General features: G+C 42.8%; 21 protein-coding genes. 5 read left to right on the top strand and 16 right to left on the bottom strand.

Annotation, left to right across the window (positions count from 1 at the left end; all coding sequences use genetic code 11):
• Window positions 1–68: 68 nt before the first annotated feature.
• Window positions 69–1,961 carry a M13 family metallopeptidase gene (locus tag ACVC7R_RS05220; protein WP_447263842.1) on the bottom strand — a complete coding sequence of 631 codons (1,893 nt, stop codon included), beginning with the start codon at window positions 1,959–1,961 and terminating at the stop codon, window positions 69–71.
• Window positions 1,962–2,139: 178 nt separating this feature from the next.
• Between ACVC7R_RS05220 and ACVC7R_RS05215 the strand changes: the two genes are divergently transcribed.
• The 5 genes from ACVC7R_RS05215 (at window position 2,140) to ACVC7R_RS05195 (ending at window position 6,014) form a co-directional block, all read left to right on the top strand.
• Window positions 2,140–2,862 carry a metal ABC transporter ATP-binding protein gene (locus ACVC7R_RS05215; RefSeq protein WP_447263841.1) on the top strand — a complete coding sequence of 241 codons (723 nt, stop codon included), beginning with the start codon at window positions 2,140–2,142 and terminating at the stop codon, window positions 2,860–2,862.
• Complete coding sequence (locus ACVC7R_RS05210) at window positions 2,859–3,707, top strand: metal ABC transporter permease subunit (protein WP_447263840.1); 849 nt, start codon at window positions 2,859–2,861, stop codon at window positions 3,705–3,707. The genes ACVC7R_RS05215 and ACVC7R_RS05210 overlap by 4 nt, the downstream gene beginning before the upstream one ends.
• 27 nt (window positions 3,708–3,734) lie before the next feature.
• Window positions 3,735–4,667: a metal ABC transporter substrate-binding lipoprotein gene (locus tag ACVC7R_RS05205; protein ID WP_447263839.1), complete on the top strand. Its 933-nt coding sequence runs from the start codon at window positions 3,735–3,737 to the stop codon at window positions 4,665–4,667.
• A gap of 120 nt (window positions 4,668–4,787) precedes the next feature.
• A complete protein-coding gene (gene tpx / locus ACVC7R_RS05200) occupies window positions 4,788–5,282 on the top strand; it encodes a thiol peroxidase (protein ID WP_447263838.1) in 495 nt (164 codons plus the stop codon).
• Window positions 5,283–5,363: 81 nt separating this feature from the next.
• On the top strand, window positions 5,364–6,014 hold the full coding sequence (locus tag ACVC7R_RS05195) for a metal-dependent transcriptional regulator (RefSeq protein ID WP_447263837.1): 651 nt from the start codon (window positions 5,364–5,366) through the stop codon (window positions 6,012–6,014).
• Between the two features lie 64 nt (window positions 6,015–6,078).
• Here the strand turns inward: ACVC7R_RS05195 and dtd are convergent, their stop codons facing one another.
• The 15 genes from dtd to ACVC7R_RS05120 all read right to left on the bottom strand — a co-directional run bounded on the left by dtd (window position 6,079) and on the right by ACVC7R_RS05120 (window position 22,661).
• Window positions 6,079–6,522, bottom strand: coding sequence for a D-aminoacyl-tRNA deacylase (gene dtd, locus ACVC7R_RS05190; RefSeq protein WP_447263836.1), 444 nt, complete (start codon window positions 6,520–6,522; stop codon window positions 6,079–6,081).
• A gap of 30 nt (window positions 6,523–6,552) precedes the next feature.
• Window positions 6,553–8,769 (bottom strand): RelA/SpoT family protein, encoded by a 2,217-nt coding sequence (locus ACVC7R_RS05185; RefSeq protein ID WP_447263835.1) that lies wholly within the window; start codon window positions 8,767–8,769, stop codon window positions 6,553–6,555.
• A gap of 143 nt (window positions 8,770–8,912) precedes the next feature.
• A complete protein-coding gene (locus tag ACVC7R_RS05180) occupies window positions 8,913–10,043 on the bottom strand; it encodes an ABC transporter ATP-binding protein (RefSeq protein WP_447263834.1) in 1,131 nt (376 codons plus the stop codon).
• 112 nt (window positions 10,044–10,155) lie between these two features.
• Window positions 10,156–11,025: a PucR family transcriptional regulator gene (locus ACVC7R_RS05175; protein ID WP_447263833.1), complete on the bottom strand. Its 870-nt coding sequence runs from the start codon at window positions 11,023–11,025 to the stop codon at window positions 10,156–10,158.
• A 3-nt stretch (window positions 11,026–11,028) separates the two neighbouring features.
• Window positions 11,029–11,415, bottom strand: coding sequence for a Mini-ribonuclease 3 (locus ACVC7R_RS05170; protein WP_447263832.1), 387 nt, complete (start codon window positions 11,413–11,415; stop codon window positions 11,029–11,031).
• On the bottom strand, window positions 11,408–12,751 hold the full coding sequence (gene cysS, locus ACVC7R_RS05165) for a cysteine--tRNA ligase (RefSeq protein WP_447263831.1): 1,344 nt from the start codon (window positions 12,749–12,751) through the stop codon (window positions 11,408–11,410). Before cysS ends, ACVC7R_RS05170 begins: the two co-directional genes overlap by 8 nt.
• Before the next feature lie 32 nt (window positions 12,752–12,783).
• Window positions 12,784–13,401 (bottom strand): serine O-acetyltransferase, encoded by a 618-nt coding sequence (gene cysE, locus ACVC7R_RS05160; RefSeq protein WP_447263830.1) that lies wholly within the window; start codon window positions 13,399–13,401, stop codon window positions 12,784–12,786.
• Window positions 13,402–13,415: 14 nt separating this feature from the next.
• Window positions 13,416–15,638 carry a polyribonucleotide nucleotidyltransferase gene (gene pnp, locus ACVC7R_RS05155; protein WP_447263829.1) on the bottom strand — a complete coding sequence of 741 codons (2,223 nt, stop codon included), beginning with the start codon at window positions 15,636–15,638 and terminating at the stop codon, window positions 13,416–13,418.
• A gap of 451 nt (window positions 15,639–16,089) precedes the next feature.
• Window positions 16,090–16,950 carry a methylenetetrahydrofolate reductase [NAD(P)H] gene (gene metF / locus ACVC7R_RS05150; RefSeq protein ID WP_447263828.1) on the bottom strand — a complete coding sequence of 287 codons (861 nt, stop codon included), beginning with the start codon at window positions 16,948–16,950 and terminating at the stop codon, window positions 16,090–16,092.
• A 62-nt stretch (window positions 16,951–17,012) separates the two neighbouring features.
• Window positions 17,013–19,262 carry a 5-methyltetrahydropteroyltriglutamate--homocysteine S-methyltransferase gene (metE, locus tag ACVC7R_RS05145; RefSeq protein ID WP_447263827.1) on the bottom strand — a complete coding sequence of 750 codons (2,250 nt, stop codon included), beginning with the start codon at window positions 19,260–19,262 and terminating at the stop codon, window positions 17,013–17,015.
• A 158-nt stretch (window positions 19,263–19,420) separates the two neighbouring features.
• A complete protein-coding gene (locus ACVC7R_RS05140) occupies window positions 19,421–19,648 on the bottom strand; it encodes a hypothetical protein (protein ID WP_447263826.1) in 228 nt (75 codons plus the stop codon).
• A 98-nt stretch (window positions 19,649–19,746) separates the two neighbouring features.
• Complete coding sequence (locus ACVC7R_RS05135) at window positions 19,747–20,040, bottom strand: helix-turn-helix domain-containing protein (RefSeq protein ID WP_447263825.1); 294 nt, start codon at window positions 20,038–20,040, stop codon at window positions 19,747–19,749.
• 184 nt (window positions 20,041–20,224) lie between these two features.
• The gene (locus ACVC7R_RS05130) at window positions 20,225–20,590 is read right to left on the bottom strand and encodes a TIGR02328 family protein (RefSeq protein WP_447263824.1); all 366 of its coding nucleotides are present in this window, start codon (window positions 20,588–20,590) and stop codon (window positions 20,225–20,227) included.
• Window positions 20,574–20,978: a YbgA family protein gene (locus ACVC7R_RS05125; RefSeq protein WP_447263823.1), complete on the bottom strand. Its 405-nt coding sequence runs from the start codon at window positions 20,976–20,978 to the stop codon at window positions 20,574–20,576. Before ACVC7R_RS05125 ends, ACVC7R_RS05130 begins: the two co-directional genes overlap by 17 nt.
• 81 nt (window positions 20,979–21,059) lie before the next feature.
• Complete coding sequence (locus ACVC7R_RS05120) at window positions 21,060–22,661, bottom strand: type I restriction-modification system subunit M (protein WP_447263822.1); 1,602 nt, start codon at window positions 22,659–22,661, stop codon at window positions 21,060–21,062.
• Window positions 22,662–22,681: the final 20 nt, after the last annotated feature.

Raw genomic sequence — 22,681 nt, 5'->3', positions numbered from 1 at the left:
CATTTTCAGATGTATAAACTTCAAAAATGAATCATTCACGCCAAGTTATACTTGGTTAAGGACTCACTTTACCAAATAATCACGCGGTCTTCTGGTGAGCGCCACATTCCGTCACCTTCTTTGACATCATAGGTTGTAAAGAAGTCATCAAAGTTTGGTACTTGGACGTTGACACGGAGTTTAGCTGGTGCGTGTACATCGACACTAGCCATGAGTTTCATCAATTCTGGACGACCTTTCATACGCCAGATACGAGCGAAGTTGTTGAAGAACTCTTCAGCTGAGAAATCTGGCTCTCTCTTAGCAGCTTCTAGCGCTGCAGCAATTCCTCCAAGGTCGGCAACGTTTTCGGATACAGTTAATTTCCCATTGATTTTTGCACCGTAAGATTCTTGACCATCAAACTGGTCGATAACCTTCTGTGTTTTTTCTTTAAAGGCTGCATAATCGCTCTCAGTCCACCAATCCTTGAGACTTCCATTTTCATCAAAGGAAGCTCCATTAGTATCAAAGGCGTGAGAGATTTCATGGGCAATAACCGCACCAATACCTCCATAGTTGGCAGAAGATGACTGATGCAAGTCATAGAATGGTGCCTGTAAGATAGCAGCCGGGAAGACAATCAAGTTCTTTTGTGGATTGTAGTAGGCGTTGACCATGTGAGCAGGCATTCCCCACTCCTTGTAGTCAACTGGCTGATTCCACTTACTCCAACTGTGCTTGATTTCTACACGCGCAAATGCTAGGGCATTCTCAAAGAGGCTAGCAGATTCATCCACTACCTTGTCCTTATAGCGAGCTGGCAGTTCTTCTGGATAACCGATATAAGGCTTGATGACATTGAGTTTGACGATGGCTTTTTCTCGAGTTTCAGGAGTCAGCCAGTCATTTTTAGCCAAACGTTCCTTATAGACGTCAATCATGGTCGCCACTTTTTTCTCTACGTCCGCCTTAGCTTCTGGAGAGAATTTTTCGTGGGCGTACCAAAGGCCGAGAGCTTGTTTAAAAGGTCCTTGAGCTAAATGGTAAGCTGCCTTACGTTTATCTTGAGCCTCTGGAACTCCTGAAAGAGCACGGCCATAAGCACCTGACAAGATACGAATCTCATCTGTCAAATAGTTCGTTGAAAGATTGACTACACCTAAGATCAAGGTTGCTTTGAGTAGAGGCCAAGCTTCTTCACTATAAAATTGCTCTGCTGCTTGCCAGAAACGTTCTTCATCTACGATAACCTTATCTGGAGTTTGTCCAATCACTGCTTGGAAAAAGTCATCCAATGGAAGGGCAGGCGCAAACTTTTTGAAATCTTCATAAGAATATGGATGGTAAAGTTTGGCATACTCTGAACTCTCTTCGTTTGAAAGTACGACAGCTGCGATACGGCGGTCCAATTCCAATCGTTTCTCTAGCAAGTCTTCGATTTCTTCATCTGAGAAGTTATAGGCTTTGAGGAGATTACGAGTGCTCTCTTTCCAAAGGTTCAATAATTCCTCACGCTGAGGATGGTCTTCCGCATAGTAGGTTGTATCAGGCAAGATTGTTCCTGGAGCACTAGCCCAGAGAACATTGGTTCTAGCATCCATAAAGTCTGGTGATACACCAAATGGAAGGAAGTTTGGTTTGCCAGCTAATTCAAATGCTGCTAGTTTACTTGCGAAATCCGCAAAACTTTCTAAATCCTGGTATTCCTTCAATAAAGGGAGGACTGGTTCAATTCCATCTGCTTCTCGCTTATCGAAATCTCTGACCATACTATGGTACTTGACAAAATTTGCTAAGATGGCATCTTCTGGCACATCTTCTCCTGCCAACCACTTGTCAGTCGTCGTCAGCATCAACTCTTCGATTTCTTCGTCAAGGTCGATAAAACCACCTGTTCTCGATTTATCGGCAGGAATGACTGCAGTCTTTTCCCACTCACCATTTATAGCATCATAAAAATCATCTTGATAACGTGTCATCTTGTTCTCACTTTCCTATTTTCACTTATTCCTAGCTTAGCAAAAATCCCTTGGGAATGCAATTAAAAATGCCGTATCTTCTGATTCTTTAGATGTTTATATTTTAAATTTTTACCAAAATTAACTTGACTTAAAAATAAAATTAAGGTATATTAAAACCCAGGAGGAATACAACTGTATGATACGTATCGAAAACCTCAGTGTCTCCTACAAAGAAACGTTGGCACTAAAGGATATTTCACTAGTGCTCCAAGGACCAACGATTACCGGGATTATTGGTCCAAACGGTGCTGGAAAATCAACCTTATTAAAAAGTATGCTGGGCATTATCCCACATGAAGGACATGCTTTTATCGATGATAAAGAAATGAACAAATCTCTTAAGAAAGTTGCCTATGTCGAGCAAAAAATTCATATCGACTACAACTTTCCTATCAAGGTAAAAGAATGTGTCTCTCTGGGACTTTATCCATCCATTCCACTCTTTCATACCTTGAAGGCAAGTCACTGGAAAAAGGTGGCTGAAGCGCTAGAAATTGTTGGTCTATCTGACTACGCAGATCGTCAGATTAGTCAACTCTCTGGTGGTCAATTCCAGCGTGTTTTAATCGCCCGCTGTCTAGTTCAAGATGCTGATTATATTCTCTTAGACGAGCCCTTTGTTGGGATTGACTCTGTCAGTGAAGAAATCATCATGAATACGCTGAGAGATCTTAAAAAAGCTGGCAAGACGGTCCTTATCGTCCACCATGATCTCGGCAAGGTTTTCCATTATTTTGACCAGGTACTCCTTATCAACAAGGAACTGATTGCCTTTGGTCCAACTAAGGAGACCTTTACCCAAGCCAATCTCAAACAAGCTTATGGTGACCGACTCTTTTTCAATGGAGGTGACCTATGATTGCAGAATTTATAGATGGATTGCAGAACTTCCACTTTCTCCAAAACGCCTTGATCACAGCTGTTGTGATTGGTATTGTTGCCGGAGCGGTCGGATGCTTTATCATTCTCCGTGGGATGTCCCTTATGGGTGATGCTATCTCGCACGCTGTCTTACCTGGTGTAGCTCTTTCTTTTATTTTAGGAATTGACTTCTTTATCGGAGCTATCATATTTGGACTGCTTGCCTCTGTCATCATCACCTACATCAAGGGGAACTCTATTATCAAGAGTGACACCGCCATAGGGATTACCTTTTCATCTTTCTTGGCTCTAGGTATCATCTTGATTAGCGTAGCTAAAAGCTCAACTGACCTCTTCCATATTCTCTTTGGGAATATCTTGGCTGTACAAGACATAGACATGTATATTACTATCGGTATGGGAGCTCTCATTCTCTTGATTATCGGGATTTTCTTCAAGCAACTCTTGATTACATCCTTTGATGAACTCTTAGCCAAGGCTATGGGTATGCCAGTTAATTTCTACCACTATCTACTCATGGTACTCTTGACTCTGGTGTCAGTGACTGCCATGCAAAGTGTCGGAACCATCCTTATCGTAGCCATGCTGATTACCCCAGCTGCGACAGCTTATCTCTACGCCAATAGTCTTAAGAGCATGATTTTCCTTTCATCAAGCTTGGGAGCTCTAGCCTCTGTCTTGGGACTCTTTATCGGTTATAGCTTTAACCTGGCTGCAGGTTCAAGTATCGTGCTGACATCTGCCAGTTTCTTTCTCATCAGTTTCTTTATCGCACCAAAACAACGCTATTTGAAACTGAAAAATAAAAAAATCAAACAATAATGAGGGAAGCCCCTCTGGAGGAATCTAATGAAAAAATTAGGTACATTGCTTGTTCTTTTTCTTGCTATCATTGGATTAGCTGCCTGTGCTAGCGGAAAAAAAGACACAGCCACAAGTGACCAAAAATTAAAGGTCGTCGCTACAAACTCCATCATCGCTGATATTACTAAAAATATCGCTGGAGACAAGATTGACCTTCATAGTATCGTTCCTGTAGGACAAGATCCACACGAATACGAGCCACTACCAGAAGACGTCAAGAAAACGTCACAAGCCGACTTAATCTTCTACAACGGTATCAACCTTGAAACAGGTGGAAATGCCTGGTTTACAAAATTAGTTGAGAATGCCAAGAAAACTGAAAACAAAGACTACTTTGCAGTTAGCGACGGCGTTGATATCATCTACCTAGAAGGCCAAAATGAAAAAGGCAAAGAAGACCCCCATGCTTGGCTCAACCTTGAAAATGGGATCATCTATGCTCAAAATATTGCTAAGCAACTCATCGCTAAAGACCCTAGCAACAAGGAATTCTACGAAAAGAATCTCAAAGAATACACTGAAAAACTAGACAAGCTTGACAAGGAAGCCAAAGAGAAATTCAACGCTATTTCTGATGACAAGAAACTCATCGTAACCAGCGAGGGATGCTTCAAATACTTCTCTAAAGCTTACGGTGTACCAAGTGCTTACATTTGGGAAATCAACACTGAAGAAGAAGGAACACCTGACCAAATCAAGACTTTGGTGGAAAAACTTCGCCAAATGAAAGTTCCATCATTATTTGTTGAATCTAGTGTCGATGATCGTCCAATGAAGACTGTTTCTAAAGACACAAACATCCCAATCTATGCTCAAATCTTTACGGACTCAATTGCTGAAGAAGGTAAAGAAGGCGATAGCTACTATAACATGATGAAATACAACCTTGACAAGATTGCTGAAGGTTTGGCTAAATAATCGTTTAAAAAACGTCAGTCTCCTTGAATTGGCGTTTTTTGTCTGTTTAAATTCCGGTCAAACTATTGGATAACTCTGAACATTTAATGTAGAATGAAAGAAAAAAGATTGGAGTACCTTATGACTACATTCCTTGGAAATCCTGTGACATTCACAGGAAAACAACTACAAGTAGGTGACAAGGCGCTTGACTTCTCGCTCACAACGACTGACCTCTCTAAAAAAACACTGGCTGACTTTGAAGGCAAGAAAAAGATTTTAAGCGTCATCCCTTCTATCGATACAGGTATCTGCTCACTACAGACTCGTCGATTTAACCAAGAATTGGCTAGCTTGGACAACACTGTTGTCCTTACGGTGTCTATGGACCTTCCCTTTGCTCAAAAACGCTGGTGTGGTGCTGAAGGTATTGAGAATGCTATTATGCTTTCAGACTACTTCGACCACTCCTTTGGACGAGATTACGCCCTCTTGATCAATGAATGGCATCTGCTTGCTCGAGCTGTATTTGTTCTCGATACTGATAATACCATCCGCTACGTCGAATACGTGGAGAATATCAATAGCGAGCCAGACTTTGAAGCCGCTATTGCAGCTGCAAAAGAACTCAACTAAGTCCAGATCTTGTAGCAAGAAGCTAGAGAAATCTAGCTTTTTTTGGTATACTAGATGGAGATAATAAACAAGGAAATGCGAATGACACCAAATAAAGAAGACTACTTAAAATGTATTTATGAGATTGGCATGGATGTTCCTAAGATTACCAATAAGGAAATTGCTGCTCGAATGCAGGTATCTCCTCCAGCTGTAACCGAAATGATCAAGCGCATGCAGTCTGAAAATCTCATTTTAAAAGATAAGAAAAAAGGATACTTACTAACCGATATTGGTCTAAGACTTGTTTCAGAGCTTTATCGTAAACATCGTCTGATTGAGGTTTTCCTGGTCCACCATCTAGACTATACCAGTGACCAAATTCATGAGGAAGCTGAAGTATTAGAACATACCGTTTCAGACTTTTTTGTAGAGAGATTAGAAAGTATGCTAGGTTTCCCAAAAACTTGCCCTCACGGCGGTACTATTCCTGCCAAGGGAGAGCTTTTGGTTGAAATCAATAACCTACCACTATCAGAAACCAAAGAAGCTGGAACCTATCTCCTGACTCGGGTTCACGATAGTTTTGATCTCCTAAAATATCTGGAAAAACATGCTCTCAATATCGGAGACAAACTCCAAGTTCAACAGTTTGATGATTTCTCTAATACTTTTACTTTAATTCACAACAATGAAGAACTTCAAGTCAGCCTCGAAATCGCCAAACAGCTCTATGTTGAAAAGATGAAGTAAATCTTGATTATTTAAAACCTTGCTGTCTATAAACAAAAAACCAAGTTCACAAGCTTGGTTTTTCTTATCTATTTTTGGTATCAAGAATGATGGTTACTGGCCCATCATTGACCAGTTCTACCTGCATATCTGCTCCAAAGACACCTGTTTCAACAGGAAGCTCTTTGGCTAGTTCCTGGTTAAAACCTTGATAGAAGGCCTCAGCCATATCAGGTTTGGCAGCACCTGTAAATGCTGGTCGATTGCCTTTTTTGGTATCGGCAAACAAAGTGAATTGGGAGATGGAGAGAATTTCTCCTTGGATATCCTTAACAGACAGATTCATCTTGCCTTCAGCATCTGAGAAAATCCGCATATTGACAAGTTTTCTGACTGCATAATCCAAATCTTCCTGCTGATCCTCAGGTCCAACCCCCACTAAGAGCAAGAGTCCTTGTTTGATTTGACCATGAATCTGCCCCTCAATAGAAACCTGAGCTTGCTTGACTCGCTGAACGATGATTTTCATAAAAATCCTTTCTGACTGTATCGAGCCAACTTAACCATTGGTCCGTTTGACTGAGTAGACTTCTGGTACACTCTTAATCTTATCAACTACCGTTGTCAGCATTGAAAGGTTAGAAATCCCAAAGGATACATGGATATTGGCAAATTTCATATCCTTGGTCGGTTGGGCATTAACCGATGAGATATTCTTCGTTGTGTTTGATAGGACTTGCAAGATATCATTCAAAAGGCCAGAACGGTTGAGTCCATAGATATCGATATGAGCCATATATTCCTTGGTTGAGAATTGGTCTTCCCATTCGACATCAAGCAAACGCTGCTCGTAATTTTCCTGTGAACGAAGGTTCATACAGTCCACACGGTGGATGGCAACTCCGCGACCTTTGGTGATATAACCAACGATATCATCACCTGGAACAGGATTACAACATTTGGCGATCCGGACCAAGAGTCCAGAAGCACCTTGGATGACAACTCCACCCTCATGCTTGACCTTGAGCGTGTCCTTGTTCTCTACCTTGACTTCGCCACCCTTGACCAGTTCTTCTGCTTCTGCCTTAGCCTTGGCACGCTCTTCTTCACGACGTTCTTTTTCCGTCAAACGGTTGAAGACAGTAATGGCTCCGATTTCTCCAAAACCAATGGCTGCAAAGAGAGCTTCTTCTGTCTTGTAGCTGGTTTTTTGCAGGACTTCATCCATGTGGCGCTTATCCATAAATTTATTGGCCACATAGCCGTTTTCTTGGAGCTGACTAATCAGCATTTCACGACCTTTATTGATGGATAGTTCTTTGTCTTGGTTTTTAAAGAACTGACGAATTTTGTTGCGGGCCTTGCTAGTTTTAACCATGTTGAGCCAGTCACGGCTTGGTCCAAATGAATTTGGATTGGTGATGATTTCAACCTGATCACCTGTTTTCAGTTTGGTAGTTAAGGGAACCATACGGCCATTGACCTTGGCTCCAGTCGCTTTTTCTCCAATCTTGGTATGAATCTCATAAGCAAAATCAATCGGTCCAGAATCCTTTGGAAGTGAACGAACTGCCCCATCTGGAGTGAAGACATAAATCTCTTCTGCTAGATAGTTTTCTTTGACAGTATCTACAAATTCCTTGGCATCATCTGCCTGGTCTTGGAGTTCCATCATCTCCTTGATCCAGTTCATCCCAATAGCAGATTCCTTGTTATTAACTTGACCCTTGATTCCTTTTTTGTAGGCCCAGTGAGCCGCAACCCCGTACTCAGCAACCTCGTGCATCTCTTTGGTACGAATCTGGAATTCAATCGGTCCTTTTGGTCCATAAACAGTCGTATGAATGGACTGGTAACCATTGGCCTTACGATTGGCAATGTAGTCCTTGAAACGACCTGGCATTGGTTTCCATAGCTCATGGACATATCCCAACATAGCATAGACATCACTCTGAGTATCTAAGATACAGCGAATGGCAATCAGGTCATAGATTTCTTCAAAGCGTTTTTTCTTGTCCTGCATCTTACGGTAGATGGAGTAGATATGCTTTGGACGACCATAGATTTTTCCTGTCAGGTTGCGCTCAGATGAATACTCCTCGAGTTTCGTCACAACTTCATCGACCAAGGCTTCACGTTCTTGACGTTTCTCCTTCATCATATGACTTATCTTGTAAAACTCTGTCGGATTTAGATAACGGAAGGAAAGGTCTTCTAGTTCCCATTTAACACTGGAAATCCCCAGACGGTGAGCCAGTGGTGCGTAGATTTCCATGGTTTCTCGGGAAATACGCTCCTGCTTGTCCTTACGAAGATGCGTAAGGGTGCGCATATTGTGCAAGCGGTCAGAGAGTTTGACCAAGATAACGCGAATATCCTCTGACATGGCCATAAGCATCTTGCGGTGATTCTCAGCCAGTTGCTCTTCGATTGACTTGTATTCGACCTTACCAAGCTTGGTAACACCGTCTACAATCACTCGAACATCATGGCCAAACTCGCGCTCTAAGTCATCCAAAGTAGCTTCTGTGTCTTCTACCACGTCATGCAAAAAACCACAGGCAACAGTGACAGCGTCCAGCTTGAGCTTAGCCAAGATACCTGCTACCTGAATAGGGTGGATAATGTAAGGCTCGCCTGATTTACGATACTGGCCACTATGGCACTCTACAGCATAAACCAAGGCCTTATGGACAAAAGCCACATCTTCTTTCGATAAATATTTTTGCGTTAAAGCGACGACTTCATCGCCAGAATAAATTACTTCTTTTGGCATGCATACTCTCCAGTTCTTCCTACCATTTTAACACTTTTTAATGAATAAGAAAACTAGTAAAGTCTCCTTCTATCCGAGTTTCTAAACTTTATAAAAAACACTACTAGAAAAATTCTAGTAGTGTTGATTCATTCAAATCTATCTTAGTAAACTGTTTTTTCAGTTTCTACATCGAAGAAGTGAGCTTTGTTCAAGTCAAATCCAAGTTCTACAGTTGCACCAGCTTGCAAGTAGTCACGTGCATCAACTTTAGCAACGAATTCATCTTTACCAACTTGGCAGTAGAGGTGAGATTCTGAACCGAGCAATTCTGATACAGAGATCGTTGCTTTCACAACTGATTCTGGGAATGTTTCAAGGAATGCTTCTTCTGCGTTCACATCTTCTGGACGGATACCGAAGATCAATTCTTTACCTTCGTAGCCTTTTTCACGAAGAACTTTCAAAGTACCTTCTGGAACTTTCAAAGTAAATCCATCAGCAACGATGTGGTCACCGTTCAACTTAACATTGATGAAGTTCATAGCTGGGCTTCCGATGAATCCTGCTACGAATTTGTTAACTGGGTTTTTGTAAACTTCTTGAGGAGTACCGATTTGTTCAACACGTCCAATAGTACCTGTACCAGCAGGGTTCTTAGTTGCTGACATAATAACGATACGGTCAGCAAGTGTCATCGCTTCTGTTTGGTCGTGGGTTACGTAGATAGTTGTAGCACCGATACGACGGTGAATCTTCGCAATTTCAGCACGCATAGATACACGGAGTTTGGCATCCAAGTTTGACAAAGGTTCGTCCATCAAGAATACTTTTGCATCACGGACGATGGCACGACCCATGGCAACACGTTGACGTTGACCACCAGAAAGGTCAGCTGGTTTACGATCCAAGAACTCTTTCAAGCCAAGGATTGCTGCAGCTTCTTGCACACGTTTGTCGATATCTTCTTTGCTGTATTTACGCAATTTCAAACCGAAAGCCATGTTATCGTATACAGTCATGTGTGGGTAAAGAGCGTAGTTTTGGAATACCATGGCGATGTCACGGTCTTTTGGAGCTACATCATTGACAACAACGCCATCGATAGATGCAGTACCTTCTGTGATATCTTCAAGACCTGCAATCATACGGAGAGTAGTTGATTTACCACATCCTGAAGGTCCTACGAAAACGATAAATTCTTTGTCTTTGATGTCCAAGTTGAAGTCTTCAACTGAATAGTGCTCGCTGTTTGGATATTTTTTGTAAATATTTTTAAGATTTAATTCTACCATTTCGGTGAACTCCTTTAATTTTTGATAGTTTTATTATAGATGAAAACGCTTTACATTTCTATGGCAAGGTGACCAAAAAAATAAAAAAGTTCTGTGCAACTTGCACAAAACTTTAAATAATATCTGGTAAAATCAATTGGTAACACAAGGTCAAATCTGTCAATTCTTTTAACTGCAGTCCGGTTAATTCTTCCCATTTGTCAATCTTGTATTGGAGGGAATTGCGGTGCAAATACAGTTGTTGTGCTGTTTTAGTTAGGACTGCACTATTTTCCCATAATGAGAGAATGATTTCCTGAATTTGATCCTGATCCAAAATCATCTGGTGTAGATACTCTTTTATGATTCCGAGATCCACCATTTGTTCACCCAGGCTCCAAAGGTAGAGCTGAGAAAAAGTATGAAATCCTTGATGACCATGACGCCACCAATTTTTAAACAAGTCACGTTCTGCTTTGATTACCTCTATCAAACTTTGATTTCCTGTTTGCGACCAAACCTGTCCCAACATGATAGACAAACGAACCCCAAAGTCATACTCTACTGCTTCCAAGGTGTCAGTTAAGATCGAGCGAACAGAAGTATATTTGTCCTGTTGGAGAACAAAAAGGTAATCTTGGGCTCCCACCTGAAGCACTGTTTCACAATTGGGAAAGAGGGTTTTCATCATATCCAACCAAGAAGTTAGGTTTTCCTGTTGGTAATAAGAAAGGTGACAATAGACAGCTTGTAGCTTTTTAAAGCTTTGCGGTGCTTGTCCCTTGCCCTCGATCAAATAACTATACCAGGGATTTTGAGAGATGGTTTGCTCCTGCTGCGTTAAAAGAGCCACCAACTGTTTCTCGCGTTCACTTAGTCCAGCTTCCTCCAGTAAAATCCATTGTTGAGAGGAGACTGGAAGCGTAAGAAAACCTGCTTTATCAATTGGCTGGTCTACAATTTGAGCTTGTGGAAACCAGTCTAGTAATTCTTTTGCAATCATTTCCTAGCCCTCCACTTTTTGGATACACCAAGAAATCAAGGTTTCGAGGCGCTCTATATTTTCGGTCATATGAAGATAACCCATGACCGCTTCAAAGCCAGTAGACATGCGGTAGGTCACTACATCTGCGTTCTTGGCCTTGGTATGACTATTGGTGTTACGACCACGTTTATAGATTTCTTCTTCTTTATCCGTTAGAACTTCTTCTTCTAACATCAGTGAAATCAAGCGCGCCTGAGCCTTGGCAGATACATACTTGGTTGCCTCTTGGTGGAGTTTGTTGGGCTTGGTCATGCCTTTAAGAATGAGATGACGGCGGATATACATGGAATAAACCGCATCTCCTTCAAAGGCTAGCGCAATCCCGTTAATGAGATTGACATCAATCACGTGTCCACCTCACTCCATCCTTGGTGTCAAGCAGCTTAATCCCTTGAGCAGCTAGTTGATCACGGATCTGGTCAGCTGTCGCAAAGTCACGATTGGCACGCGCTTCTTGACGTTTTTGAATCAAGGCTTCGATTTCCTCATCCAAAACTTCCTCGACAAAGACAATACCAAAGACCTCTAACATTGCCGTAAGAGCTTCCTTAACCGCTGCATCATAGTTGCCTGAGTTGATCCACTTGGCCATTTCAAAGACGACTGTGATACCATTTGCTGTATTGAAATCCTCATCCATTGCAGCTACGAACTTATCTTTAAAAGCTTGCAACTCCCCCGCATCTACAGTTCCAGTAAATGGTTGCCCATAAGTGTTCTTCAGATACTTGAGATTGGTCTCGGCATCACGCACAGCCTTTTCCGTAAAGTTGATCGGTTTGCGGTAATGCTGAGTCGCAAAGAAGAAACGTAATACTTGACCGTCGATCGTTTCGAGGGCATCGTGTACCGTAATGAAGTTCCCCAAAGACTTGGACATCTTGACATTGTCAATGTTGACAAAACCATTGTGCATCCAGTAGTTGGCAAAGGTCTTGCCTGTCTTGGCTTCCGACTGGGCAATTTCGTTGGTATGGTGAGGAAACTCGAGGTCAGCTCCACCACCGTGGATATCAATGGTATCACCCAAAATTTCAGTAGACATGACCGAACACTCGATGTGCCAACCTGGACGACCAGGTCCCCAAGGACTATCCCATGAAATCTCACCTGGTTTGGCTGCTTTCCAAAGGGCAAAGTCCACAGGATTTTCCTTGCGAGCTGTTTCTTCGTCTGTCCGACCTGAAGCACCTAACTCCAAGTCTTCTAGAGTTTTATTGGCTAACTTAGCATAGTTATGGGATTTTTCCACACGAAAATAGACATCCCCTTGACTCTCATAGGCATAGCCTTTTTCAATCAGGTCAGAGACAAAGCGGATGATATCAGCCATAAACTCGACTACACGAGGATGACGAGTCGCAGGCTTAACACCAAGAGCCGTCACGTCTTCACGGAAGGCAGCGATGTACTTATCCGCCACTTCCTGAGGTGTGATGCCTTCTTCCTTGGCACGGTTGATAATCTTATCATCCACATCCGTAAAGTTAGAAATATAGGCAACCTCATAGCCACGGTACTCAAAGTAGCGACGAATAGTATCGAAGGCAACTGTCGAGCGGGCATTTCCCACGTGGATATAGTTGTAGACGGTTGGCCCACAGACATACATCTTAACCTTACCGTCCTCGATTGGGACAAATTCTCGCAAATCACGAGACATGGTGTCATAGATTTTAATCACTCACTGACTCCTTTCTGTGTCTTGCTATAAACTTACAAACCAGACGACCTGTGACTGGCTTCTCTCGCCTGCTCAAGTTTATTGACGTAATATTCACGTTTTCCTTCAACTTCATGAATGGTTGGTTCATCCTTTTGCCCATGTACTCGGACAATTTTAGCTGGAATACCGACAACCGTCACATCGCTAGGAACATCTGCTACAACGACCGCTGCAGCACCGACCTTGGCATTTTCACCGATTTCTACAGGTCCGATGACTTGAGCATGTGCAGATATGAGGGCTCCTTTGCGAACGGTCGGATGGCGTTTCCCACTATCCTTACCTGTCCCACCAAGAGTAACTCCGTGATAGAGGAGAACACCTGTTTCAACGATGGCTGTTTCCCCAATCACAAGTCCTGCACCATGGTCGATAAAGACACCTGATTCGATCTGAGCACCTGGATGGATCTCAATCTGAGTCCAAAAACGCCAAAACTGGCTGTGCATGCGAGCTAAAAGCTTAAAGCCATGCTTCCAGAGAAAATGAGAGAGACGGTGGGCAGCCAAGGCTTTGACACCTGGATAGGTCAACAAAACCTCCAAAGTGGTGCGAGCCGCTGGATCATTTTCTTTTACGATATCAATGGTTTCACGCCACCATCCCATACATTTCTCCTTTCTTATTCTGAGTCTTTTGGTGTTTCTGTAGTTTCTTTCTTAGGTTTGTGGTCCTTGTGGTGGTGACGAGGACGATCGCCATGACGATGACCTTTATCCCCTTTTTCTTCTGAACGTTCAGGTTTTGGCGGACGTGGCAAGAGTGCCTTCATAGAAGCATCTACACGACCTTTTTCATCAATCTTAATAACCTTCACATCAACAAAATCACCAATTTGAACTAAATCTTCTACATTATTGGTACGAGTCCAAGCCATTTCAGAGATGTGAACAAGGGCATCCGTCTTGTCAAATAGGTTGACAAAGGCACCGAATTTTTCGATACGAACAACTTTGGCATGGTAGACTTCGTCCACTTTGGCTTCACGAACCAAACCAGCAATGATTTCTTTAGCACGGTTAATAGCGGCTTGGTCGCTAGAGTAGATAGACACATTTCCTTCTTCGTCGATATCAATCTTAACGCCTGTTTCAGCGATGATCTTGTCGATGGTTTCTCCACCCTTACCGATGACAATCTTAATCTTGTCCACATCAATCTTGATGGTATCAATTTTCGGAGCAGTTGGAGCCAATTCTGGACGAACTTCTGTAATAGTTGCTTCGATCACATCAAGGATTTCAAAACGAGCTTTCTTGGCTTGGGCAAGAGCCTCCGTCAAGATTTCTGCAGTAATCCCTTGGATCTTGATATCCATTTGAAGGGCTGTAATCCCGTCACGAGTACCTGCAACCTTAAAGTCCATATCTCCAAAGTGGTCTTCCAAACCTTGGATATCTGTCAATACGGTATAGTTGTTTCCATCTGAGATGAGACCCATAGCAATACCAGCTACTGGCGCCTTGATTGGCACACCACCAGCCATAAGGGCAAGCGTTCCCGCACAGATAGAAGCTTGAGAAGAAGAACCGTTTGATTCCAAGACTTCTGCTACTAGACGGATCGCATATGGGAATTCTTCCAAACTTGGCAAGACTTGCTCAAGAGCACGCTCACCGAGCGCACCGTGACCAATTTCACGACGACCAGGTGCACCATAACGACCCGTTTCCCCTACAGAGTATTGTGGGAAGTTATAGTGGTGCATAAAGCGTTTCTTGTACTCTGGATCCAAACCATCGATGATTTGCGTTTCACCCATTGGCGCCAAAGTCAAGATAGAAAGAGCCTGAGTTTGTCCACGAGTAAAGAGACCTGAACCGTGCACGCGAGGTACGAAGTCAACAACCGCATCCAAAGGACGGATTTCATCGACCTTACGTCCATCAGGACGAACCTTGTCTTCTGTGATCAAACGGCGCACTTCTGCGTGTTCCATTTGTTCCAAGATTTCAGCCACATCCCGCATGATCCGGTCAAATTCTTCGTGGTCTGCATATTTTTCTTCGTAAACGGCTGTGACTTGGTCTTTCACTGCTTGGGTCGCAGCTTCACGAGCCAATTTTTCTTCTACTTGGACCGCTTTTTGAAGGTCACTGTTGTAAGTTGCGATGATTTCAGCTTGCAATTCCTCATCTACATGAAGCAATTCAACTTCTGCTTTTTCTTTGCCGACAGCCGCAACGATTTCTTCTTGGAAGGCAATCAATTCTTTGACTGCTTCATGCCCTTTCAAAAGAGCTTCCAACATGATTTCTTCTGACAATTCTTTAGCACCAGACTCTACCATGTTGATGGCATGCTTGGTACCGGCTACTGTCAATTCAAGAAGCGATTGCTCTGCTTGTTCTTGGGTTGGGTTGATGATGATTTCCCCATCGACATAACCCACTTGTACCCCAGCGATTGGTCCGTCAAATGGAATGTCTGAGATAGACAAGGCCAATGATGAACCAAACATGGCTGCCATTGGTGCAGATGCATTTTCATCGTATGAAAGGACCGTATTGATGACTTGCACTTCGTTACGGAAACCTTCCGCAAACATGGGACGGATCGGACGGTCAATCAAACGCGCTGTCAAAGTCGCATCTGTTGAAGGACGTCCTTCACGTTTCATAAAGCCACCAGGAAACTTCCCAGCTGCGTACATTTTTTCTTCGTAGTTGACTTGGAGTGGGAAGAAATCCCCAGTTGCCATTTTCTTAGACATGACAGCTGCTGTCAAAACAGTTGACTCACCGTAACGCACGACAACAGAGCCATTTGCTTGCTTAGCAACCTGACCAGTCTCTACGATCAACTCACGACCCGCAAAAGTCGTTTGAAACACTTGTTTTGTCATTTTAATCCCCTTTGGATTGATAAAATTATACGCCTTGCCTACAAAAATCAGGATACAAAGGGCGTGAAGAATCCCGTATGAAAATAGGAGATTGACGCAGTGTGCCACGCACACCAGGAAATCTATCTTTTTCACTAGGGATTTAGCCCGTGTTCAACTATCAAGATACTAAGCCGTTAAACAACTCAAAGGAAAATAGGAAATCCAACGACGGAGCGACCGCTCCTAGGAGGATTTATCTTTTTCCACAGAGTTGTAGGCGTGTTCAATTACTCAAGATAATTTGGTTGGTTCCAGTTAAGTTTGAACAGATTTTAGACGTTTATATCCTCATCTTTGTATCAAGTACGTACAGAGTCTATTTTATCATATTTTTCTTAAAAAGTACTGTCTTTTCTATAAAAAAGGAACCATTCTGCTATGAAAAGAAGAATGGTTTGCTTTTGATTATTTAAGGTTGGTGATTGAACAAGGCATGGGTTGCTTGGTGGATGTACTGAGCCGTATCTGCATTGTTCATGGTGTAGAGATGCACGCCTGCTACATCCTGCGTTACCAAGTCCACGATTTGGTCTACGGCATAGGCAAGTCCTGCTGCTCTGAGTGACTCAGGGTCATTCTCATACTTGTCCAAGATAGCTTTAAATTTACGTGGGAGATGGATATTCTCACAAGTCTTCAAGAGACGAAGCGCTTGGTTACGGTTAAGGATTGGCATGATACCTGCATGAATGGGAACATCAATCCCAGCCAAGGTACACTTGTCTTGGAAATCGTAGAAACGCTCATTGTCAAAGAATAGCTGAGTGACAAGACTTGAACAGCCTGCATCCACTTTTCTCTTGAGATTTTGAATATCTGAGATTTGGTTTGGCGAATCCGGGTGCCCTTCTGGGTAACAAGCTCCAACAATATCAAAGTGTGGGGCTTGTTCATTGATAAACTCAATCAAGTCTGTGGCGTAACGAAAATCCTTTTGTGGCTCAACATCAGGAATGATATCTCCACGCAAAGCCAAGATCTTCTGAACCCCAACCTTATCCAAATCCGCAATAGTCTCAGCCACCTTATCCTTAGTCAAGTAGATAGCTGGCAAGTGAGCAATGGTTGGAATCTCCAAGTCATTTTGGATATAGTCTGCCAAACGAACCGTCGTCTCTTTGATATTAAATTTATTATTACTAGCAGTCACACTGATGAAGTGTGGTGCCAAGCCCTGCATGTCTTTCAGGGCTGCAATAATTTTGTCATTGCCTACTTCTGGGTTTGGAGGGAAAACTTCAAATGAGAGGGACGGTGTTTGACGTGACATATGTATGAACCTTTTCTAGTTGATTTCTTACTGATCAACCATGTAGAGAGAACTGTCTTTTCTTACAATTTCTCACGCGCAGCTTTCGCAGCGTCTACTAGGCGGATCAAGCTTTCTTTCGTTTCTGGGATACCACGTGTTTTCAAACCACAGTCAGGGTTGATCCATACTTTCTTGCTTGGGACTTTCGCAAGGATGGCTTCGATGGTGTGGTCGATTTCGCCTTCGTTAGGCACACGAGGAGAGTGGATATCGTAAACTCCAGGACCCACTTCTGTCTGGAAGTTTTGAGCTTTGAGTTCGTCCAAGATTTCAAGATTTGAACGGCTAGCTTCAAATGAGATAACGTCCGCATCCATGTTGTCGATAGCTGGGATGATATCTGTAAATTCTGAGTAACACATGTGAGTGTGGATTTGTGTATCTGGTGCTACAGTTGAGTGTACCAAGCGGAAGGCTGGAATAGCCCAGTCAAGGTAGTCTTCGTACCAGTCGCTACGACGGAGTGGCAATTTCTCACGAAGAGCAGCCTCGTCGATTTGGATGATTTTCACACCTGCAGCTTCAAGGTCAAGAACTTCATCCTTGATAGCAAGAGCGATTTGAAGAGTAGAATCCTTGATAGAGATGTCTTCACGTGGGAATGACCAGTTAAGGATAGTAACAGGTCCAGTCAACATCCCTTTGACAGGTTTGTCCGTACGGCTTTGTGCATAGCTTGACCATTTGACAGTGATTGGGTTGAGACGAGTGACATCACCCCAGATGATTGGTGGTTTCACCCCACGCATACCGTATGATTGTACCCAACCGTTTTTAGAGAAGAGGTAACCTGACAAGTTTTGACCGAAGTACTCAACCATGTCATTACGCTCGAATTCACCGTGTACAAGCACGTCAAATCCAACTTCTTCCTGCCATTTGATCCATTCATCAATGGTTTCAGCAAGGAAGGCATCGTATTCTTCTTGAGTCAATTCACCCTTACGGAAGGCCAAACGTTTAGCACGAACTTCCTTGGTTTGAGGGAATGATCCGATAGTTGTTGTTGGAAGTGCTGGAAGTTTGAAGGCATCTTCTTGGATAGCTTCACGTTCAGCAAAGGCTGGCAAACGAGTGTAGTCTGCATCTGTCAATCCTGCGATACGCGCACGAAGTTCCGCATTTTCACCAACACGTTCAGTCGCAAAGAGTTCTTTATTAGCTGCAAGAGCTTCTGCACCTTGACCGTTGCGGATAGCATCCAAGTCACGGATTTCATCCAATTTTTCAACTGCAAATGCAAAGTGGTTCAAAATAGCTGGTTCAAATTCTTCGTTAGCAGTTGTAAATGGCACATGAAGAAGTGAACATGAGCTTGTCAAAACAATGTTTTCAGCTGGAATTTGCTCAAGAACAGCCAAGCTCTTTTCGTAGTTGTTGCGCCAGATGTTCTTACCATTGACAATACCTGCATAGAGAGTCTTGTCAGCTGGGAAGCCACCTTTAACGAGTTCAAGTGTTTTCTTACCTTCAACGAAGTCAAGACCGATCGCATCTACTGGCAATTTGACAAGGTCAGCATAGACGTCACGAACGTCACCGAAGTAAGTTTGAAGCAAAACTTCAAGACCTTTCTTGTCAGCCAAAAGCTTGTTGTAGAGGCTCAAGAAGAGTGCTTTTTCTTCAGCTGTCAAGTCTTTCACAAGAGCAGCTTCGTCCAATTGGATACGAGTCGCACCAAGTTCAGCCAATTTTGCAAAAACATCTTGGTAAGCAGCTACTAAGCTATCTACGAAGTCTTCTGCTTTCACGCCTTCTTCATAGTCTGATAATTGAAGGAAAGTGAATGGACCTACAAGGACAGGACGAGTGTTAAGACCAAGTTCTTTTGCTTCTTGGAACTCATCAAAGATCTTGTGACCCGCCAATTTTACTTGAGTGTCTTTTTCAAATTTAGGAACGATGTAGTGGTAGTTGGTGTTGAACCATTTTTTCATTGGAAGGGCACGAACATCCCCTTTTTCTCCTTGGTAACCACGTCCCAAAGCAAAGTAACGTTCAAGATCAGACAATTCCAAGTTTTGAACAGATGCAGGAACTACGTTGAAAAGGAAAGCAGCATCAAGGAAGTTGTCATAGTGTGAAAAGTCATTTGATGGGATTTCAGTGATGCCTTTTTCTTTGACGATGTTCCAGTGTTTCGCACGCAATTCTTTAGCCGCAGCCAAAAGTTCTTCTTCTGAGATTTCTTTTCTAAAGTATTTTTCAGTTGTAAATTTTAATTCGCGGAATTCACCCAAACGAGGGAAACCGATAATTGTAGTTGACATGTTTTGTCCTCCAAAAATTGTTGTTGAAACTATCTTAACAGAAAAGAAACTGTCTGTATAATTGTAAAAAATTAGGCTTTGATATAGTTTGAAACTATATCATTTTTTGAGACAAAAAAACTCGGAATTAACCGAGAAAAAAACTTTACTGCGAATTATTAATCGAAATAATCGATTTCTGCATCTTCACATTCAATTGTGACAGTTTTTCCACAATCACAACATTCATGATCAACCTCAAAGCTATATTCTAACACATCAGCTTTTGTCGTAAAATAGAGACCTGCATTATACCCTCCACAATATGGACAATGCCAATCAACACTAATAAAACCACCTGTATCATCTTTTTTGACTTCAACATCTACACCTCGAACACGCCTCATAACTGTCACCCCTATTTTGAATTAGTATAATTATAATCAATATATCAAAAAATGTCAATATTACTTTATAAACAAACTATCACTTATTGCAAATTCACTCAACTTTTTCCCTGTTCAAGTGGAACGACTGCCAATGTCTTTCCTAAACTGGCCAAAACTTTTAAGACCGTATCCAACTGAGGGCTAGTCTTACCTGTTTCCATCCTAGCTATGACAGGCTGGCTCACTCCACTGAGTTCTTCTAGCTTTTTCTGACTAATTCCTTGCTCTCGTCTAGCCTCTATCAATTCACTCATGATTGCCACCCGCATATCACTTTCAAGGATTTTCTCCTTGGTGAAGAGTTCTGACCGGACATCCTTCCAATTACTCCCAATGGCACTATTTTTCATCACTTAACCCTCTTTCTTTTAAGTCCTTCAGTTCACGCTTGGCTTTTTTAAAATTATAACTCAAAAGTTATTAAAAGTAAATTCAAATACTTATAAAAAGAAGACCTTAGAAAATTCTAAAGGTCTCATTTTTATGATTCGAAAAAATACGAAAAGAGTTATAAATTTAAGAAAGTCCCGATTCTTACTCCAGCTCTATCCCCTTTTCACGGAGATTTGCCAGACACTCCTCATAGTAGGAATCGTCATGCTCGCTATAGATAGGACTTTTCAGCTTTTCCTCTGCTAAGTCTTGATACGGAGGGCAGGTCTTGCCACGGTAGTTCTTGTCCAGCCACTCTGGACTGACATTGTAGTCACGGTCAGCCATTTCCTCCATGATCAAGCGATGATAGGCATAGAGACGATAGGGCGAGTGGGTAAAGACATAGTCCACCGTCGCATGCTTTCTGCCCCAGCCATTACCACGCAGAGCACAACACTCTCGATGCTGTCCCAAGAGCTGAGGACGGGGAAGTTGTGAAATCAAAGCCTCATGCCAAAGTCTCATGGGAGTCTCCTTTCAGCAAGGTAGAATGTTGCAGATAAGCATTTGGGTAACGTTCAAGCAAGTCTCTCGTCTTAGCAATCAAGTCCTCCTTGGAAGCTTGACCAAAGCGGTAACGATCCAGCAGGAGCATATAGTCTTTGCGCTCATCAAGGCTGGCTTGCTTTTTAAAATAACCCCAAATATGCTGAAAGGCGTTGCAAACCTGACCCCTGTGTTCTGGGATCTGGCAGGCACGGTCAATCATCTCTTGAACCTGACTCAGCTCCACCACTTCTTGCTTGAGATACTGGCGAATGTCCTTGTAAATATTGCTGGAATGGCTCAAAACAAGGTATTTATTTTCCGCCCAGAGTTGCTGACAAAGGGCACGTTGGTTGTTGTTTTCCATATTTCTCCTAACCTTCTACTAGTTCCCAGGAAATACGGAAACAAAGTTATATCTATAAAATGAGCGATTCAATTAGCCTCATCACCCTTTAAAGTTTTTCAAAAACTCTTTGAGTTCTGCATCAGCTTCTGCTGTAGTTCCGTGGAGTTGGCCGAGCATTTCAAGTAGGGAAGCTGTTTGGCTTTGGATTGCTTGATTTGTCTCGTTAATCTTGCTGACGATTTCCGTCAATGGTTCAACTTCTTCTTCCTCAAAGGTATCTACGTAACGAGGAATATTGAGGTTGTAGTCATTTTCGACGATTTCTTCATAGCTCGCTAGATGGGCAAACTTGTCAATTTCCTCACGAGACTTGTAGGCTTCCAAAATCTTCTCGATATGAGCATCCGTCATGATATTCTGGTTTTTCCCCTTATCAAACTCCTTAGAAGCATCGATAAAGTAAACATCTCGATTAGTTCGATTCTTTTTGAGAATGATAACCGTTGTCGGAATGCTGGTATTAAAGAAGATATTGGCAGGAAGACCGATAACTGTATCAATAGCCCCTTCTTCTAACAAGGCCTTACGGATGGTTCCCTCCGCATTGCCACGGAAAAGAACACCGTGGGGAAGAACGATAGCCATGACCCCATTATCCTGCTTGAGGTGGTAATATCCATGTAGGAGAAAGGCAAAGTCAGCCTTGGACTGGGGCGCCAGTTTCCCAAACGGAGAGAAACGAGGGTCAGCCATAAAGCCTGAACTTGCTGACCACTTGGCAGAGTATGGAGGGTTCATGAGAACCCCGTCAAAGTTGGTCGGCTCCTGTGTCGGCCAGTCTTCATCCAAGGTATCGGCATTGTGGAGAAATTGATTCTCAACTGGAACACCGTGTAGGATCATGTTCATCCGAGCTAGGTTATAGGTCGAGGTATTGAGTTCCTGACCGAAGTAGACCACTGTCTGCGGTTTATGAGAGTATTTCTTGGCATTGAGCAAGAGAGAGCCAGACCCCATAGTCGCATCATAGATAGTAAAGCCTTCCTGATCCTCACGGCCCAAAAAAGCAATCTGAGTCATAAGTTTGGCAACAGGCTGAGGAGTGTAGAACTCACCAGCTTTCTTACCCGAGTCAGTCGCAAACTGACCAATCAGATACTCATAGGCATCCCCCAGCATATCACCCGCATGACCAGCTACATCTAGCACAGCCAACTCCTTCATGACTGCTGCTACCGTTTGGTTTTGCTTTTGTGGAGTTGCCCCTAGCTTTTTAGAGTAGAGGTCGATATCTTCAAAGAGATTTTCATAGAGGTCGTCACTCTGCTCGATATCACGAAAACCTTGCGCCAGATCTTCCAGCTGGAAAGTCCCTTCATTGACACGTGCTACCAGAGCCGTAAAGGTCAAGTCTGGCTTGATGATATAGTTGAGCTCGTCATTCATGACAGAGACCAAATCCTCATGAGTATCCGCATCCTCGTAGTAGTTGCGATAGACCTCAAGGGCATCCTCAAGACTATCTGTCCCCTCCTCCATGGTCTCCGCCACGAAAAAGAGCATCTTATCCGACAGATACTTATAAAAGACCATGCCCAAAAGATAGGACTTGTAGTCGTTGGCATCCATCTTAGAGCGGAGAACATCCGCTGAGTTCCACAGTGCTTGGTAGAGCGACTGGGACGTTTGTGTTGTTTCCATAGTGTTTCTTTCTAAGTTCT

It is taken from the genome of Streptococcus sp. Z554 (genome assembly GCF_053010305.1).
The sequence above is the reverse complement of the archived record's forward strand: the minus strand, read 5'-3'. Positions and strand labels throughout refer to the sequence as shown.